The sequence below is a fragment of the Alkalicoccus halolimnae genome (assembly GCF_008014775.2).
Lineage (GTDB): Bacteria > Bacillota > Bacilli > Bacillales > Salisediminibacteriaceae > Alkalicoccus > Alkalicoccus halolimnae.
The window spans coordinates 783497-801320 of record NZ_CP144914.1; the positions used below are offsets into that span (position 1 = coordinate 783497).

Sequence of the window (17824 nt, forward strand, 5' to 3'; positions counted from 1 at the left end):
CCCCTGTTTTTTCAAAGTGGAAATTAACACTCTACAGGAATGCTTTAACACAGCCAAATAAAAAGAAGGAGGAGATTTATATGAAAAGATTTACGCGGAGAATAAGAAAAAAAGCAGATGCTGTATGGGAAGCGAGTTTTCATCACCCGTTTATTCAGGAGCTGCGGAGCGGTACGCTGCCGGAAGAGAAAATGAAGTATTACGTGCTCCAGGACGGGTATTACTTATCCCACTTTGCCCGTGTCCAGTCCATGGCAGGGTCGAAAGCCGAAGACTTTTTCACGGTCCAGCGGATGGCCTTCCATGCCCAAGGTTCCTACGAAGCCGAGATGACGATGCACGAACAGTTTGCTGGGATGCTTTAACACAGCCAAATAAAAAGAAGGAGGAGATTTATATGAAAAGATTTACGCGGAGAATAAGAAAAAAAGCAGATGCTGTATGGGAAGCGAGTTTTCATCACCCGTTTATTCAGGAGCTGCGGAGCGGTACGCTGCCGGAAGAGAAAATGAAGTATTACGTGCTCCAGGACGGGTATTACTTATCCCACTTTGCCCGTGTCCAGTCCATGGCAGGGTCGAAAGCCGAAGACTTTTTCACGGTCCAGCGGATGGCCTTCCATGCCCAAGGTTCCTACGAAGCCGAGATGACGATGCACGAACAGTTTGCTGGGATGCTCGGCATTTCAGAGGCAGAGAAGCAGGCATTCACCGCTTCTCCGACAGCTCATGCCTATACTTCTCACCTTTACCGGGCTGCTCATTTCGGAAATACCGGCGTAATAATTGCTGCTCTCCTTCCGTGCTACTGGCTTTATTTTGAATTAGGAGAACGGATGCAGGATGCAGAACCGAATCATCCGGTTTATGAAGAATGGATAGCTGCCTACGGCGGGGACTGGTTTAAAGAACTGGTGGAAGAACAAATAGACCGGCTGGATACTTATGCAGAAACGGCCTCAAAAGCAGAATTGGATATGATGGAGGAATATTTTCTGATCAGCAGCCGCTATGAACTGGCTTTCTGGGAAATGGCCTACACTCAGGAAACGTGGGAGAGTGTGATGCCTTCCTCAGATTCAAACAAAAAGGACTAACATCACCTCACATTTAAAAGGCAGACATCACCAGGGGGAAATCGGACAGCTGGAGAAAGCGATACCTCCACTTTGGCAGTATTATGATGTAATGGTGGAAATAATAGGAAAAGTGGCAGAAACAACGTCTGAAATGGGGTTATTACAAAGAGCAGTGGCAGAAATGCTGCGAGAAATGGAAGAATTCCACCTCAGCTTACCTTCTTCAAGGCCTTTATTCATGATCAAAACCCTCTGTTCGATGAAATATTCTTATAATTTGTCCGCAAATAATTGACAACGTTTCCAAAACAGCCTATTATACAAATTAGATACATGGTGAACCGGTTCACCAAGGGGAGCCTGACAGAAGGAAAGAAGGAGACTGCCATGGAAAAACGTGCTACGATCCGCGATGTTGCGGAGAGGGCAAAGGTTTCGAAAACGACTGTATCCTACGTACTTAACGATGTGAAAAAGGTCTCGGAAGACACGCGGAAACGGGTACTCGAGGCAATGGCGGAACTGCATTACGAGCCGGATTTCACTGCTATCAGCCTTACGAAAAGAAAATCCCAGCTGATCGGTGTCATTATGCCTCTTGTCAACGAATCCATCGCTGCTGTCATGCAGGAAAATACGTATTTTAACGAAATGATCAGTGCTATTGAAAAAGTGGCGCGGGAAAACGGATTCGACATTCTGCTTACCGGACTCGCAGAACCTGAACGTTATCGTGCATGGGTGCAGAAACGGCACCTGGACGGGCTCTTGTTTCTCGGTCTTTTCCCGGAAGAAATCTACTCGGAAATGCGCAGTATGGATGTACCGGCTATATTGATCGACACGTACGAAACGCATACCGGGGATTATCCTTCCGTGAATGTTGATGACGAAAAAGGTGGATATGAAGCGGCAAGGCACCTGCTTGCTCTCGGGCACAAACAAACGGCGTTTTTAACTTCAAACAGGGCAGATCCCGTCGAGCGTGAGCGTTATAAAGGGTTTCAGCGTGCGTATAAGGAGGCCGCTGTGAAGCTTCCACCGCCGGTCGAAACAGCAAGCGTCCACAGTTTTGAAAGTGGATACGCTGCGGGAAGGAAAATTCTCGAAGAAGAGAGGTTCACGGCGGTATCAGCAGGGTCGGATACAACGGCTCTTGGAATTGTCCGCGCCGTCCATGATGCCGGTAAAGAAGTGCCGGGAGACCTTTCCGTGACCGGGTTTGATGATATCCGTATGAGCCGGTATCTGACCCCGGCGTTGACGACCGTCCGCCAGCACATTGAAAGAAAAGGGATGATTGCAGCAAAAAAGCTTGTGCACGTCATCAACGGCGGGCAGGAAAAAGCAGAGATGATCGACATAGAGCTCGTTGTCCGCGACTCCACCGGCCCAGCGCCGGGGTAACTAATTTTTTCTTTTTAAAACGACAGGTGTTTTAGAGGCTGTTAAGGCAAATTTATTCGCTTTTCCCGGAGAAAGCTATCATGTTTCCTGACGTCACGGATGATCTTCCTGCTTTCTTTTTTCCACAGGAGTCTCTGCCGTGGCACAAGGTTTAGTAACTCGAAACTATTAAGTGTTTTTCCAGGAAAATATCGAATATTTTTAAATGATTCTATCCTAAAGTTCGTATTTAAAAATGACCGCAGAGAAAGACGGCGACTCCCAGAGGATCAAGTGCCGTCTGAAGATCCAATTTTGCGACGATTTTTTCGGAAAATTTAGCTGAAGACAAGCCCTCGGGAAAGTGTCCGTCTGCAACGGAGGTCATCTGCTTTATTTTTACAAAGCTGATTTCCATTATGTAATTGATTTGTTTAACTAATTAAAAGGAGTGTTTATACAATGCATGTAACTGTATGGAATGAAAACCGCCATGAAAAAACCAATCCCGAAGTAAGAAAAGTGTATCCGGAAGGAATTCACGGAGCGATCGAACAGTTTCTCCAGGGAGAGGGCAGGTCGATCAGCACTGCCGTTCTGGATGAGCCGGAGCACGGTCTCACAGATGACGTATTGAAGAAGACAGACGTTCTGGTCTGGTGGGGGCATAAGGCCCACGATGAAGTCGAGGACGAAGTGGTCGAAAAAGTCCACGCACGGGTACTGGAAGGTATGGGACTCATCGTACTTCACTCCGGACACTTTTCTAAGATTTTCAGAAAACTGATGGGTACGAGCTGTGATTTAAAATGGCGTGAGGCAGATGAGACAGAGCGTCTCTGGGTAGTCGATCCGAGCCACCCGCTCACCGAAGGCATTGGGGAATATATTGAAATTGAGCGGGAAGAAATGTACGGAGAACACTTTGATATCCCGACACCGGATGAACTTGTGATGATGAGCTGGTTTGAAGGCGGGGAAGTTTTCCGCAGTCTCTGCACGTTCCACCGAGGCAACGGCAGGATCGTCTATTTCCGACCGGGACACGAGACGTATCCGACCTACTACCATAAAGACGTGCAGCGCGTCATTCAGAATGCTGTGCAGTGGGCTGCTCCGAATACGCGTCCTCGGCCGGTCTACGGAAACCACAATGATCCGCTGGAAACGATTCAGCCGAAAGGAGATCTGTAAATGATTAAAATAGCTGTTATTGGGTGCGGAAGCATCGCGAGACACCGTCACCTTCCGGAATACGAAGCGAACAAGGACGTAAAAATCGTTGCTGTCTGCGATATTGTCCAGGACCGGGCAGAAGACCTCGGGAGCCTGTTTGATGCGATGGCATATACCAATTATGAAAATATGTTGAAGCAGGAAGACTTTGATGCAGTCAGCGTCTGTACACCGAACTATCTTCATGCGCCTGTCTCTATTGCGGCGCTCGAGGCCGGCAAGCACGTGCTCTGTGAAAAACCGATGGCAACTTCCACCGAAGAAGCCGACAACATGATTGAAGCAGCTAAAAACAACCGCAGATGGCTGATGATTGCTCATAATCAGCGGTTTGTTCCTTCCCATGAAAAAGCCCGCCAGCTGATTGCTGACGGTGAAATAGGCAAAGTTTACAGCTTCCGCACCGCTTTCGGGCACGGCGGTCCTGAAGGGTGGAGCGCAGACGGAGCAGACAGCTGGTTCTTTAAGAAAGATGAAGCGTTTATAGGAGCCATGGGAGACCTCGGCGTCCACAAGACGGATCTGATGCGGTTTATTCTGGGCGAAGATTTCACAAGCGTCGGCGCCTTTATTGAAACGAGCGCCAAAGATCACAGCACTGTAGACGATACTGCTGTCTGTATTCTGCGCACAGCGAGCGGTACGATAGGAACACTCGCAGCAAGCTGGTCCTATGTCGGAGGAGAAGATAATTCCACTGTCATTTACGGGGAAAAAGCCATTCTCCGCATGGAAGATGATCCGGTAAACAACCTTGTTATCCAGTACAACAACGGCGACACTGCTAAATTCGAACTTGGCGGCATTCAGACGAACGAGAAACAGACCAATTCCGGCGTTATCGATGCCTTCATAAGCTCCATTACAGCGGATGTAGAACCACCTGTACCGGGAGAAGAAGGTAAGAAATCACTTGAGGTTATCCTCGGGGCGCTCGAAGCAGACGAAACGAGAAGAATTGTTGATTTAACTTAAGGAGGCACGCTCCATGAATCGATTGCGAATAGGAATTATTGGAGCCGGTGGAATCGCCAGAGAGCGTCACATACCGGTACTGCTGGAGTTGAAGCACGAAGCAGAAGTAACTGCGGTATGCGATATTAACATTGAAACGGCTAAGCAGGCCGGTGTTTCGTTTCCTCAGCCGCTGATTACGTCAGATTATAATGAGGTTTTCGAACACGTTGATGCGGTAATTATCTGCACCCCGAATAAATTCCATGCTGATATTTCCATCGCTGCCCTGCAGGCAGGTGTACACGTTTTCTGCGAAAAGCCGATGGCGATGAGTGCACAGGAAGCAGAAGCTATGATTGACGCTTCTGTGCAGTCGGAAAAGGAGCTGATGATTGCCTATCATTACCGCTCCATGAAGGAATCCCAGGCGGCTAAACGACTGATTGACCAACAGGAAATAGGAACGCCGATGGTAGCCCGTGTTCAGGCGCTCCGCCGGCGCAAAGTTCCCGGATGGGGTGTATTTACGAATAAAGAGCTGCAGGGAGGAGGCGCTCTCATTGATTTCGGGTGTCATTTCCTCGACCTTTCCCTCTGGCTTTTAGGAAGTCCGAATCCGGTTGAAGTTACCGGCAATACGTACAATAAACTCAGTAAAATGCCCGGGCAGGTGAATCAATGGGGACTGGTCGACAACGAATCATTTGATGTGGACGACCATGTCACCGCCTACATCCGTTTTGACAACGGAGCAACGATGCTGTTTGAAACATCCTGGGCAGCAAACGTAAAAGACGACAAGGAATACGTAAGCATCTCCGGCGACACCGGCGGAGTGGATTTGTTTCCACTTGAATTAAATCAGGCCAAACATGGGATGCTTCTGGACAGTTTTACAAACTGGGTACCCGGCGAAGAAGATCCGGGGCAGTTCCAGATGCAGAACTTTTTCGATGCCTGCCGCGGCGAAGCGGAACTGATCGTTTCCCCGGTCCAGGCGATGCAGGTGCAGAAGATTGTTGACGCTATTTATGAAAGCAGTGAAACCGGCCGCAGCGTGCGGCTGTAAAACGAGGAGGAAATGCAGATGAAATCAGGAGTATTCACGGTACTTTTTTCAGAAAAATCGTTTGAAGAGATGCTCGACTACGTGAAAGAAGCAGGCGTCGAGGCTGTGGAAATCGGTACAGGCGGCTACCCGGGCAATGCCCACTGCGATATCGATGCGCTGCTTGAAGATGAGGGCCTGCGCGGAGAGTACTTGAAAAAGGTACACGACCGTGGTTTGACGCTCAGTGCTTTCAGCTGTCACGGCAACCCTATAGACCCTAACGAAGATTTTGCAAAAGAATCCTTTGACCTGATGATAAAAACGATTAAACTGGCCGGGATGATGAATGTACCGGTAGTAAACGGGTTTTCCGGTACCGCAGGAGACCACGATGGAGCGAAATTCCCGAACTGGCCTGTTGCTCCGTGGCCGAACGAATACGGCGATATTTTAAAATGGCAGTGGGAGGAAAAATTAATCCCATGCTGGAAAAAGATCGGTGAAGAAGCAGAGAGGCACAATGTGAAAATCGGTATTGAACTGCACGGCGGCTTTCTCGTACATTCGCCGCATACGATGCTGAAGCTCCGTGAAGCAACTTCTCCAGCCATCGGTGCCAATCTTGATCCGAGCCATCTCTGGTGGCAGGGGATCGATCCGGTTGCAGCGATCAAAATTCTCGGCAAAGCGGGAGCCCTTCATTATTTTCATGCGAAAGACACGTACATTGATCAGGACAACGTCAACATGTATGGATTGATGGACATGCAGCCCTACAGTGAAGTGCAGACAAGGGCCTGGTCGTTCCGATCTGTCGGCTGCGGGCACAGCATGAAGGAATGGTCAGATATGATCAGCGCCCTGCGTACGTATGGCTACGATTATGTAGTCAGCATCGAGCACGAAGATCCAATTATGTCGATCGACGAAGGATTTCAGCGTGCTGTCAATAACGTAAACAGCGTGCTCATCCGCGAAGAGCCGGCAGAAATGTGGTGGGTCTAGCAGGAGGAAAGCAGATTTTCAGGTAAATTAATGAAAAAGGAGCTGTCCCATAAGACTAGGAGCACGGCTTCGCACGGACAAAAGCCTGTTAGACAAATCCACGTCTAACAGGCTTTTTAACACCTTGCCCGGTTTCGCGCGTGCTTTTCAGGCTGTCTCGATAAATTTTTTGAGACAGCTTCTTTTTAGTGTGAATATCGGCGGTTTATAATATCTCCTTTACCTGCTGATTCGCAGGGCAAAGAAGGAGGCAACAGTAAACACGGCAATAGTTAAGAAGGGCATGCCGATCGTCTGTGCAATCAGTCCGGAACCGGCAGAGCCAGCGACTACCCCAAGGGAAAAACAGGCATAGAACAGCCCATAGGCCCGGCCGCGGTCTGAATCCTTTGAAGCCGACGCTATCAGCTGGTTCATGGACGGAAAGATAAAAGCGAAGCCGATGCCGTAAACAACCATCGCTGCATAGACAGCGGTCTGAATGCCGGCAGTACTCAGCAGAAGCATCGACAAAGCCAGAAACAGAAGACCACTGAGGACCAGCGAAAAAGGCTGAAAATGCTCGTATACTTTATTCTGCGGCGGAAGAAAGATCACTAGCGCCGTTATGCCGTAAATACTCAGCAGGATCCCAGTCGAAGCCGAGGTAAGTCCTAGTTCTTCCGTTTTCAAAGGGAGGGCAAAAGCGAGCGTTCCGTTGCTGACCATCAGCGCAAATGCGGTCAGACACGCCTGAATGATTTGTTTGTTTTTCAAAAGAGCAGAGAAGTTTCCGTTAGCGCTTTTTTGTTTTACAGACTTTCCGGCAGGTACAAAAAAATAGACAAGCAGAAAGCATCCGGCAAACAATGCGGCCACTAAAAAATAGACGCTGCTGTAGTTCCCCTGGGCTGCAAGAATGCCTCCGATGGCAGGACCGGTGATGGCAGAAAGACCGATGGCGGCTCCTGCGTATGCCATAACTTTCCGGTTTCCTGCCGCCCGGTCACCGATCAAGGCAAACGCAGCGGGTACAAGCAGCCCCCCGGCGAGGCCGTGCAGGAAGCGGACGAAAAGCAGCTGATACCCATTTTCCACAAGCGGATAAAGCAGTACGATGCCAATCACCATCGGTATTCCGAAGAAAAAAACGTGCTTTCTTCCTGCGCGGTCGATCCAGACTCCGCCGATGATATTTCCGGCGATATTGGACAATGAATACATAGAAACGATCGCTCCGGCAAGCGCGGCGGAAGCACCGAGGCTGAGAGCGAACGGAGTAATAATAGGAAGCTGGATAAAAGTATCAAGAAAGACGATTAGGATAATCAGATAAATAAACTTAGACACGGAGAGGCTCCTTTTTATATGTTTCAAGCTGAGTGTTGTTTTATAAAGGCGGGGGGAGGAATGGGAGGGCGAATCAGGCCATTACCTCTCGTAATTCCACCGCAGCTTCTATTTTTTCTGCCACTTTTTTTGTAATTCTGCCACTTCTCCCTGTTTTTCGGCCACTTCGTGTACCTTCCCCTGAAAAAACGGAGATTCATTCTTGTATACCGGAATAAAGTGAAACGGAAAGTTTCTTTGAAAGAAAAGGGCAGAGGATCCCGCACGCCGAAGTCCAAAGAAACTGCAGACATCCAACTGGGCTGCCATACCGGGTTGAAGCGTAATTTCCCCCTGATAACAGCAGAAAGTAACTTAGCCTTTGAAAAAGATATAAGTTAAATATATCATAGATCGTTACTTTTCTATTTTTATGAATGCTGTCGTGTGCTGTTGTTTTGTATGTATGATGTGTGGAAGAGGAGTTTTTAAGGTTATTACATCCGATGAACAAAAGCTGAAAGAAAAATAACGAGATCAGGTTGTTTTTAATGACTAAGTATATTAATATAATCTAAAACAGAGTAAACAGGTAAGGTTTATAGAAAAAGTACAGGAGGTAGATTATGGGGGCATCTCTCGTTACGTTGAATCAAGTCGGCAAAACGTTCAAAACAAACAGTAAAGAAGAAACCGTTCTTCAGAATATTAATTTATCCATTGAAGACGGAGAGACCGTGTCGATTCTCGGAAAAAGCGGCTGCGGAAAAAGTACGCTCCTTAACGTGATCGGCGGCTTTCACGCACCAACGAAAGGCAGCGTCCTTTTTGAAGGAGAACAGGTGACTAATCCTTCACGCCGAGCGATTATGCTCTTTCAGCATTATGCGCTTCTTCCATGGCGTTCTGTATTAAAAAATGTCGAGCTTGGACTGGAACCGGAAGGACTTTCTGCTTCTGAACAGCGGGAGCGGGCAGAAACGTATTTGGCTCTCGTAGGACTGAAGGACAGCCTTCACCAGTTCCCGTCTCAGCTTTCCGGGGGAATGCAGCAGCGTGTGGCGATTGCCAGGGCACTTGCTATCCGGCCGGAGATGATCCTGATGGACGAACCGTTTGCGGCCTTAGACACGTTTACCCGCTATTATCTTCAGGATGAACTGATGAAAATCCAGCAGCAGGAAAAAACGAACATCGTTCTTGTCACGCACGATATCGATGAAGCGGTCTACTTATCCGACCGTATCTTCATGATGGATGCAAATCCGGGACGAATCCGACGGACTGTGGATATCGAACTGCCGAAGCCGCGGGACCGCAGTCACCGTGATTTTCAGTATTACCGCAAGCTGATACTGGACGAGTTTGATTTCAGTCAGCGGGATCAATCGGTGGAATACAACATTTAATACAGGGGGGGACCATTGTGAAGAAACAGAAAATCATACTCAGTTACGGCCTCATCTCCTCCATCGTTCTCTCCGCCTGCGGAACTCCGCCAAGCGCGGAAGAGAATCGGGAAGTAATCCGTCTCGGCCACCTGCCGATTACGCATGCCGCTCCGCTTTATTTCCTTGATGAGAACCAAACGCAGTATCTGGACGGAGTCGAAGTTGAACTGATCCAATTCAGCAGCTGGATTGAGCTGATGGATGCTTTGAACACCGGGCGCATTGATGGAGCGTCCGTTTTATTTGAACTGGCCATGAAAGCAAGGGAAAGAGGTATTGATATTCAGGCGATGGCGCTGGGCCACCGTGAAGGTAATCCGATCATTGTAGATCCGGAAATCGAAAGCGTGGCTGATTTAAAAGGGGAAACGGTTGCGATTCCACATACGCTTTCTGCTCATAACCTGCTGCTTGATGAAATGCTCTCACGAAACGGTCTTCAGTACGAGGACGTTAACGTAGTGGAAATGCCTCCGCCGGAAATGCCGGCGGCTTTGTCGGAAAATCGTGTCTCCAGTTATATTGTAGCGGAACCATTCGGAGCACTCGGCGTGACAAACGAAGTGGGAGAAGTCCTCTACCAGTCGAGCGAATTCTGCCCGGATAACTGTCTCTGCTGTGCGCTCGTTCTGCGGGAAGACTTTATGGAGAACTCCCCGGAAGCGGCCGATCAATTTATGGAAGGCTATCTTGCAGCAAGTGAAAAAGCAGGAGACGGTTCGGAGGAATCGCTTGCTACTCATGCTTCGTATCTGCCTGTGGAAGAGGGAGCACTGGAACTTTCTCTGGAATGGATTTCCTATGACAACCTTGATATAGAAAGAGAAGAATACGACTACCTGCGTGAAAAATTGATGGAAATGCAGCTGGTGGACGTGCCGCCGGAATTCGATGATTTTGTAAATCGCAAGTATCTGGAAGAAAGGAGTTAACGCATGAAACTGGCTCATACACTACTCTACGCGCTTACAGCATTTATTATAGTTATAGCCGTCTGGCAGTCGGTCATCTGGCTAGGCAATTATCCGGAAGCGCTGCTCCCTTCTCCGCTGATGGTTTTCTGGGGCATTGTCTCTATTATTCAGGACGGAACTCTTTTCACTCATGTACAGATAAGCCTTTTCCGTTTTTTCGTTGGATACATAACAGCTGTTGTCGTGGCAGTCGTTCTCGGACTTCTGCTTGCTAGAACAACCCATATCTGGCGGGTGGTGGACCCGATCGTACAGGTGCTTCGGCCGGTTGCTCCTGTTGCCTGGTCCCCGTTTATCGTTCTCTGGTTTGGTATCGGCAATATGCCTGCGATTGTGATTATTTTTATAGCCGCTTTTTTCCCGGTGCTGCTTTCCACCGTTTCCGCAGTGAAAAAGATCGATCCGACATATTTGAAGCTTGCAGAAAATTTGGAGCTGAGCCGGACTTCGCTGCTCTGGAAAATTATTTTCCCGGCTTCGTTTCCGTACATCGCCAACGGACTTCATATTGCCGTCGGTACGGCCTGGATTTTCCTCGTGGCGGGGGAGATGATCGGTGCTCAGTCGGGTCTTGGCTACCTGATCGTTGACTCACGTAATGCGCTCGATCTTGACCTCGTTCTTGCCGGCATCTTTTTTATCGGTGTTCTCGGTCTGCTGTTGGATAAAGCGATCGGTCTTTTCGAAAAATGGATCGGCCGGCAGTGGGGCGTTGAAAGTTAAGCGAAACAGAAAATTCCTTAGCGCTGACGTTATTTTCAAGGCAGCCTTTGTTTTATTAGACAGCTCGGTGAAAGTCCAGCGTTGATAAATGTAGAGAACTTCGCTGCAGCTCTGCCGTGGAGGAGGTTTCCGGGTAGGACCTGCGTCCCCATGGAAACGAAAGCGCACGTTTATCTACTTTATTTTCAAGGCAGCCCATTAGAGAGAATTCGCTGCTGGCCTGGAGTGGAAATCATTCACCTTGTTCAGAAAGAAACTTCAAACTATATCAAATAGATTAGACTCCTATAAATATCGCTTTTTGGAAATCATCGACGTTTACGCAAAAAAAGCTCCTGCCTGAAAATTGGCAGGGGCTTTTACTTACCGCAGTTAGTTTTATTGAACTTTCTCTTTTTCCAGCTCAACCGGTTGAACTTCTTCCTGAGAGACACGCTTTTCGCAGCATGCGCAGTAGTAATCAATGGCCACTTCGCTCTGGCATTCCGTATGCACGAGCTTTTTATAGCACTCATCGAGATGATCCCGTCCCCAGATCAGCATGGAATCAAACACTTTGCTGAACGCCTGCCCGCTTTCTGTCGGCCGGTAGCTGTGACGCGGCGGATGATCGGAATAAAGCGTGCTTTCAATAAGACCAAGCTGCTCGAGGTGCTTCAGACGTTCAGAAAGGATGTTGGCAGAGATGCCGGTGAGCTGCTGCTTCATATAGTTAAACGTTTCGCGGCCGACGAGCACTTCATGAAGGACGAGCATCGTCCATCGATCGCCGACCAGATTCAGCGTCTGGGCAATATTGCATTCAAGCGGATAACGTTTTTTCATGGGAAAATCTCCTTTTTATCGCATCGATAAAGTATAGTATAGCGTAAATTTTGGATTTCTTAAACAAGCAGGTTGTTTTTTTTAACTCTATACGATAAAATAATCCATATCAAGCTTATAGGAATTATAAAATATGAGGAGGAAGTTAATCAATGGCACTATATTTAATCGAATCATCCCTAAATGAAAATTTGAAAAATACAGAAGCATTTGAGGAAAAAGTAAGCAGTCTCGAACAGAACCTTCAGGAGGAACTCATTGAAGTACAGGTTGCATCCGACTTCGGCCGCGCTTTCTTCATTTTTGAAGCAGAAGAGGAAGCTGGACTAAAATCAGCACTTGAAGGAGAACAGCTGCCGGTGGACCTGGCGAAGGAAGTACGGATCGTCGGGCAGGAGCTGGAGGAAGCAAAGAAACAGAAAGAAAAAATCAACTATCTCGTCGAATGGAATCTTCCGGATAACCTGACGATGGATCAGTACCTCGAACGCAAAAAGAAAAACTCCGTGCACTATGCAGAAGTACCGGAAGTTTCGTTTTCCAGAACGTATGTCTGTGAAGATATGACTAAATGTCTCTGCTTTTACGACGCACCGGACGACGAATCTGTAGTCCGCGCACGCGAAGCAGTAAAAGCACCAATCGACAACATCACCCAGCTGTCTGACAAAAAATAGTCAGGAATTGAAAGGGAGGGCCCTTACCGTGCATGCACTCAACTACGATGTACAACTGGACACTCTGCTTCAGAAGGATCTGAAGCCGCTCGTCCGCTCGATCGATGAAAAAGCCTATTATCCAAAAGAATTTCTGCTTGAAATTGGGAAAAACGGCTTTTTATCTTCGGAAGGAATAACGGTGGCAGAAGCGGCCAGACAGGAAGTGAACGTCGTGCAGAACGTTTCTTCCTACTGTATGACGACCGGATTTAACCTGTGGTGCCATATGGCCGCATTAACATATGTACGCCATACGGAGAATCAGAGCTTAAAGGACCGGTTTCTGCCAGCTCTGGAAAACGGGGAACTTCTTGGAGCAACAGGGTTGTCCAATCCGATGAAATATTATGCCGGATTAGAAAAGCTTCACTTAAAAGCGGAGCGTGTTAACGGAGGCTATACGCTGAAAGGTGCCCTTCCCGCTGTCTCCAATCTAGGGGAGGATCACTGGTTCGGTGCGGTCGCAGAAGTCGACAGTGATAAGCGGATTATGGCTTTCGTTTCCTGCAGTCAGGAAAACCTGGAGCTGAAAGAAAAGGTCTCTTATCTGGGACTGAATGGAAGCGCAACATACGCCTGCCGCTTTGACCACGTGTTTGTACCGGATGAACAGATTCTTGCGGAAGACGCGGACTCATTTATTCAAAAGATCCGTCCTTATTTCGTCACATACCAGGTGCCTGTCGGACTGGGGGTCGTCGAGGCATCGATTAAGTCTGTGCGCAGGTGCGCAGCGAAACAGGGAGGCGTTAATGAACTTCTTCCTGTGCAGGCAGATGATCTGCAGGATCGTTTCGATGCCGTTCAGCAGGAATTTACTGAACTGCTTGAAGCAGGCGTCACGTGGAAAGGGATTCTTTCCGTGAGACGGACCGCCGCTTATTTAACAATGGAAGCGGTCCACGCTGCGATGATGCATGCAGGAGGCGCAGCCTACCTGCAGACAAGCGCAGACGGCCGTCGGCTTCGGGAAGCGTATTTCTTCATGAACCTTACTCCGACAGTAAAGCATTTGGAAAAGATGCTGCAGTAAAGGGAATTAGGTAAAGAAACTTTATATTTCCTCCATACAAAAAGCTGCGCTGGATTTATCCGGCGCAGCTTTTTGCGTACATAATTGGAACTAGGCCAGCTCACTGCCTTCTATAATCGTCGTTTCCACGTGGGAAAGATGGGCAAGCATAGCCGTTCGGGCAGCTTCCGGATCGGATGCTGCAATCGCCTCATAAATGTGCATATGTTCTTCGAAAAGGCGGTTGAGCGACTTCTTCTCCGAAAATAACCAGACACGTCTTGCTTCAAACATCGTTCTGCGAAGAGTATCAGCCAGTTGTTCCATCATCTGCACCATCGTTTTGTTTTGTGTAGATGCAGCGACAGCCAGATGAAAAGAAACATCGGCAGCCTCACCGACACTTTCTTCGGAAGCGGTTTCCATGTCTGTGAGAGCGTCTCTTATTTCCTGTAAATTCTGCCCGGTTCGTTTCAGGGCCGCAAGCTCGGCAGTACCCGCTTCGATGATTTTACGCACTTCAAAAAGGTCGAGCATTTCCTGTTTTGAAATTACCCGTTCTTTTTTTAAAGGATCAAATATGCCGGAAAAATCGTATTCGTTTACAAATGTTCCTTCCCCCTGACGGATTGTGACGGCACCGACTGCACGGAGGGCACTCAGAGCCTCGCGGACAGCGGAACGGCTCACCTGGAACTCTTCAGCAAGCTGAACGACAGAACTGAGTTTATCCCCCGGCTGGATTTTCCCGGCACGCATCCTTTCCTCGATCTGTTCCCGGACAATTTCAGATATTTTTTTAGTCTGTATCTGCTTGAAGCTCATATTGTTCGTCTCCTTCAGGCATCTTCAATAATAATGTAGTGGGCGGATACCGGGCCGTGCACCCCGACGAGCAGACGCATTTCGATATCAGCGGAGTTGCTGGGACCGGAAATGAAATTGACACACGATGGAACGCGGCCTTCTTCCTTCCGCATACGGTGGATCTCTTCTGCAGCCTGAGTCATCCTCGGCACGAGCGTGGATCGTGGAATCAGGGCTATATGCACTTCCGGAAGAAGGCTTACGGCCCGTCCTTTACCGGGAGCACTGAAGAGGACGACCGTTCCGGACTCCGCGAGAGTAATATCGGAAAACGTTACCCCGATTTTAGCCCGTTCTGCAAAGGCCGTCATTTCTTCCCGGTCTTCGTCGGACCAGGCTCTGCTTTCCGGAAGAGCTTCCAGCACCGGATCGAGGCCGAATGAATGAAACCGTTCGTCTTCCCAGTAGACAGCAGGGGAGGATCCGAACTTTTCGAGAGCTTCATTCAGCGTTTTCGGGAGATCGGACGTGGTCGTTGTGTCGACGGACGTATGAATCGTCCCGCACTGGCGGATCAGAATCTCCTGAAGCTCCTCCTTGGAAGCACCTGCAAACACCTCCTGCTGCGGCTGCTTTTTCCACTGCGGACGCTGCACCCCCTCTGTACGTCTTTCCCGGCCGAGCTGTCCGGCGATGTTGGATAAAAAAGCTTCCTGATTATGAATTTTTCCCACCGTTATTCCTCCTTTCCCTTTCTTCAAACCAGTCACGGAACCGGTCGTCTTTCTGGGAAGGCAGCGTGCGGATCTGCGTCCAGAGTTTCACAGGTCCCGGGCCGCTCTCTTTTTCGCTGAATCTGTCTACGATAGGGGAAGCGGCTTTTCCTCCGAACTGGAACATCTTCGGATGGGTTGCTGCATAGGCAAAGCCCTGCATGGCCATTTTTTCAGTAAAACCGCCTTTTTCGTGTTCGACAATATCACGCCGGTGTTCGAGAAGCAGTTCATGCAGCGGGATTTTCACCGGACACGCATCTGTACAAGCCGCACAGAGGGAGGAGGCAAACGGAAGCTCCTTATTATTTTCGTACCCTTCCAGAAGCGGAGTGAGCACTGCTCCAATTGGACCCGGATAGATCGATCCGTAGGAATGGCCGCCGACGTGCCGGTAAACAGGGCACACATTAATACAGGCCGCGCAGCGGATGCACTGCAGCGCACTCTGATATTTGGTGCCGAGGATTTTGGACCGCCCGTTGTCGACAATGACAATATGAAATTCTTCAGGCGCATGTTCATCCTGTGCTTTTGAAGGGGTGAGACCGGTAATATAGCTGGTCAGCTTCTGACCTACGGCGCTCCGGCAGAGCATGCTTACGAGGACATCGAGTTCCTCCCACGTAGGTACGATTCTTTCCATTCCCATGACGCTGATCTGGGTTTTCGGAAGGGCTGTCACCATGCGGGCGTTCCCTTCATTCGTAACAAGAGAAACGGACCCGGACTCTGCGACAGCAAAGTTACAGCCGGTAATACCGACGTCTGCGCTTAAAAATTCTTTTCGCAGCTGTTCGCGGGCAAATCGTCCGAGCTCCTGCGGGTCTGATGATTTACCATAGCCTCTCTTTTCATGAAAAGTCTCGCGGATCTGCTCTTTATTTTTATGGAGAGCCGGTACAACGATGTGGGAGGGAGGGTCATGGTCATCAAGCTGCAGAATCCATTCGCCGAGGTCCGATTCGATCACTTCACAGTCCAGTTCACGGATGGCTTCATTCATGCCGATTTCTTCCGTTACCATTGATTTTGCCTTCACGACTTTTTTGGCTTCTTTACGGCGGATGACGGACTGAATGTATTCATTCGCTTCTTCCTTCGTTTCCGCGAAAAAGACGTGCCCGCCCTGGGCAGCAGCATTTTCGGCAAACTGCTGAAGGTAAAAGTCGAGGTTCTCAAGCGTGTGCTGGCGGATTTCTTCAGCATGGTCACGCCAGTCCTCCCACGTTCCGAGTTCAGCAGTCGATTCCGCTTTACGGCCTTCCAGCCGGTCCTGGGCTCCGGAAACAGCGGAGCGCATAAATTCATCGTCGATTCCCTTTTCGACCCGTTCGAAAAACGGTTTATTGCTGATCCGGATACTCATACTGCATCCTCTCCTCTGCTGTTTAAAATTTCTGCGATATGAAGAACTTCCACCGGTTTTCCTGTCCGCTCGATCCGTCCGCCGATGTTCATCAGACATCCGAGATCGGATCCGACTAAGTACGAAGCTTTCGTTTCTTCAATATGCTGGACCTTCTCGTCCACCATCTGCTGGGAAATCGGCATCATTTTCACAGAAAATGTCCCTCCGAATCCGCAGCAGTGCTCTTTCAAAGGAAGCTCCGTGAGCGTGAGCCCAGCAACATTTTCGAGCAGGATGCGCGGTGCTTCTTTTACGCCAAGCAGCCGTGTCATGTGACAGGAGGAATGATAGGTGACGCTGCCGTGAAATTCCGCTCCAACATTTTCGACTCCGAGCACGTCGACGATAAACTGCGTCAGTTCATATGTTTTTGCGGCGAGATCCTCTGCTTTCTTCTGCCATTTTTCATCATCGGAAAAAAGCTTTTTATATTCATGGATCATCGTGGCACAGGAACCAGAGGGAGTGACGACCCACTCCGCCTCTTCGAAAGTGTCAATCATGTGCCGGGCCACTTTCTGCGTTTCCTTATGATAGCCGCTGTTAAAAGCGGGTTGTCCGCAGCAAGTCTGATTCCGGGGGAAAGAAACGCTGCATCCGAGCCGTTCAAGCACTTCAACAGTGCTGCGTCCAACAGAAGAAGGGTAGACAGCATCAGCCAGGCAGGTAATAAATAAAGACACATTCATAGGTAAACCTCCAGTAAGTTAAGCATATTTCGGAGCAGCTCCAAAAGCGGTCCGTACATAGATGAAGCAGGTTTTATGCATTCAGGCAGAAACCATAAAACCATTCGGAACTACAAGGCTTCAGCAAAGAAAAGGTTTAAGCGAGTCTTATGGGAGAGGCAGTGACTCCTGATAGAATAAAAAGAGCACTACTGAAAAAGGATGGTGGCATGTCTCACTTGCAATTTACGATGGAAGATACTATTTCATTCATTATACGTAAAAAATATTAGAGACATTCATAGAAAGAACAGGTCATCAGATGTCTGGTGTAAGTGCTTACATTATAACAGAGGAGATCTATAATGCAACCTGTTGTTTCGGGTATTTAGGAAGCAGGGTTTCATCAGCCGTTTTTAAAAACCAGGCTGACGAATTTT

The 17824-nt window shown here is 48.7% G+C and carries 18 protein-coding genes; 12 read left to right on the plus strand and 6 right to left on the minus strand.

Annotated elements, in window-relative coordinates; all coding sequences use genetic code 11:
• The first annotated feature begins 80 nt into the window (after positions 1–80).
• The 7 genes from FTX54_RS03475 (at position 81) to FTX54_RS03505 (ending at position 6713) form a co-directional block, all read left to right on the plus strand.
• Positions 81–365 (plus strand): hypothetical protein, encoded by a 285-nt coding sequence (locus FTX54_RS03475; RefSeq protein WP_338485388.1) that lies wholly within the window; start codon positions 81–83, stop codon positions 363–365.
• A 32-nt stretch (positions 366–397) separates the two neighbouring features.
• Positions 398–1096, plus strand: a complete 699-nt coding sequence (gene tenA, locus FTX54_RS03480) for a thiaminase II (protein WP_147804395.1) — start codon at positions 398–400, stop codon at positions 1094–1096.
• Positions 1097–1465: 369 nt separating this feature from the next.
• Positions 1466–2485 (plus strand): LacI family DNA-binding transcriptional regulator, encoded by a 1020-nt coding sequence (locus FTX54_RS03485; RefSeq protein ID WP_187254606.1) that lies wholly within the window; start codon positions 1466–1468, stop codon positions 2483–2485.
• Positions 2486–2926: 441 nt separating this feature from the next.
• A complete protein-coding gene (locus FTX54_RS03490) occupies positions 2927–3658 on the plus strand; it encodes a ThuA domain-containing protein (RefSeq protein ID WP_246125653.1) in 732 nt (243 codons plus the stop codon).
• Positions 3659–4675 (plus strand): Gfo/Idh/MocA family protein, encoded by a 1017-nt coding sequence (locus FTX54_RS03495; protein ID WP_246125654.1) that lies wholly within the window; start codon positions 3659–3661, stop codon positions 4673–4675.
• 13 nt (positions 4676–4688) lie between these two features.
• On the plus strand, positions 4689–5726 hold the full coding sequence (locus tag FTX54_RS03500; protein WP_147804397.1) for a Gfo/Idh/MocA family protein: 1038 nt from the start codon (positions 4689–4691) through the stop codon (positions 5724–5726).
• An 18-nt stretch (positions 5727–5744) separates the two neighbouring features.
• Complete coding sequence (locus FTX54_RS03505; protein ID WP_147804398.1) at positions 5745–6713, plus strand: sugar phosphate isomerase/epimerase family protein; 969 nt, start codon at positions 5745–5747, stop codon at positions 6711–6713.
• A gap of 219 nt (positions 6714–6932) precedes the next feature.
• Here FTX54_RS03505 and FTX54_RS03510 read toward each other — a convergent pair whose 3' ends face one another.
• Positions 6933–8042, minus strand: coding sequence for an MFS transporter (locus FTX54_RS03510; protein ID WP_147804399.1), 1110 nt, complete (start codon positions 8040–8042; stop codon positions 6933–6935).
• A gap of 605 nt (positions 8043–8647) precedes the next feature.
• Here FTX54_RS03510 and FTX54_RS03515 point away from each other — a divergent pair.
• From FTX54_RS03515 to FTX54_RS03525, 3 genes are read left to right on the plus strand one after another with little or no spacing between them, the layout of a single operon-like run.
• Positions 8648–9430, plus strand: coding sequence for an ABC transporter ATP-binding protein (locus tag FTX54_RS03515; RefSeq protein WP_187254607.1), 783 nt, complete (start codon positions 8648–8650; stop codon positions 9428–9430).
• Positions 9431–9447: 17 nt separating this feature from the next.
• Positions 9448–10404: an ABC transporter substrate-binding protein gene (locus FTX54_RS03520; protein WP_147804401.1), complete on the plus strand. Its 957-nt coding sequence runs from the start codon at positions 9448–9450 to the stop codon at positions 10402–10404.
• 3 nt (positions 10405–10407) lie between these two features.
• Entirely contained in the window at positions 10408–11169 is a 762-nt protein-coding gene (locus FTX54_RS03525; RefSeq protein ID WP_147804402.1) for an ABC transporter permease, read from the plus strand.
• A 378-nt stretch (positions 11170–11547) separates the two neighbouring features.
• Here FTX54_RS03525 and FTX54_RS03530 read toward each other — a convergent pair whose 3' ends face one another.
• The gene (locus FTX54_RS03530) at positions 11548–11994 is read right to left on the minus strand and encodes a winged helix-turn-helix transcriptional regulator (RefSeq protein WP_147804403.1); all 447 of its coding nucleotides are present in this window, start codon (positions 11992–11994) and stop codon (positions 11548–11550) included.
• Positions 11995–12146: 152 nt separating this feature from the next.
• Between FTX54_RS03530 and FTX54_RS03535 the strand changes: the two genes are divergently transcribed.
• Together FTX54_RS03535 and FTX54_RS03540 are read left to right on the plus strand one after the other, a co-directional pair.
• A complete protein-coding gene (locus FTX54_RS03535) occupies positions 12147–12671 on the plus strand; it encodes a DUF4242 domain-containing protein (protein ID WP_147804404.1) in 525 nt (174 codons plus the stop codon).
• Between the two features lie 28 nt (positions 12672–12699).
• The gene (locus FTX54_RS03540; protein WP_147804405.1) at positions 12700–13746 is read left to right on the plus strand and encodes an acyl-CoA/acyl-ACP dehydrogenase; all 1047 of its coding nucleotides are present in this window, start codon (positions 12700–12702) and stop codon (positions 13744–13746) included.
• Positions 13747–13836: 90 nt separating this feature from the next.
• On the opposite strand, the gene FTX54_RS03545 is transcribed toward FTX54_RS03540, so the two are convergent.
• Genes FTX54_RS03545 through FTX54_RS03560 form a run of 4 tightly spaced genes read right to left on the minus strand, consistent with a single transcriptional unit; the run spans position 13837 to position 17405 of the window.
• The gene (locus FTX54_RS03545; RefSeq protein ID WP_147804406.1) at positions 13837–14550 is read right to left on the minus strand and encodes a FadR/GntR family transcriptional regulator; all 714 of its coding nucleotides are present in this window, start codon (positions 14548–14550) and stop codon (positions 13837–13839) included.
• Positions 14551–14564: 14 nt separating this feature from the next.
• Complete coding sequence (locus FTX54_RS03550) at positions 14565–15272, minus strand: LutC/YkgG family protein (protein WP_147804507.1); 708 nt, start codon at positions 15270–15272, stop codon at positions 14565–14567.
• Positions 15250–16674, minus strand: coding sequence for a LutB/LldF family L-lactate oxidation iron-sulfur protein (locus FTX54_RS03555; protein WP_147804407.1), 1425 nt, complete (start codon positions 16672–16674; stop codon positions 15250–15252). Before FTX54_RS03555 ends, FTX54_RS03550 begins: the two co-directional genes overlap by 23 nt.
• Entirely contained in the window at positions 16671–17405 is a 735-nt protein-coding gene (locus FTX54_RS03560; RefSeq protein WP_147804408.1) for a (Fe-S)-binding protein, read from the minus strand. The genes FTX54_RS03555 and FTX54_RS03560 overlap by 4 nt, the downstream gene beginning before the upstream one ends.
• Positions 17406–17824 lie beyond the last annotated feature (419 nt).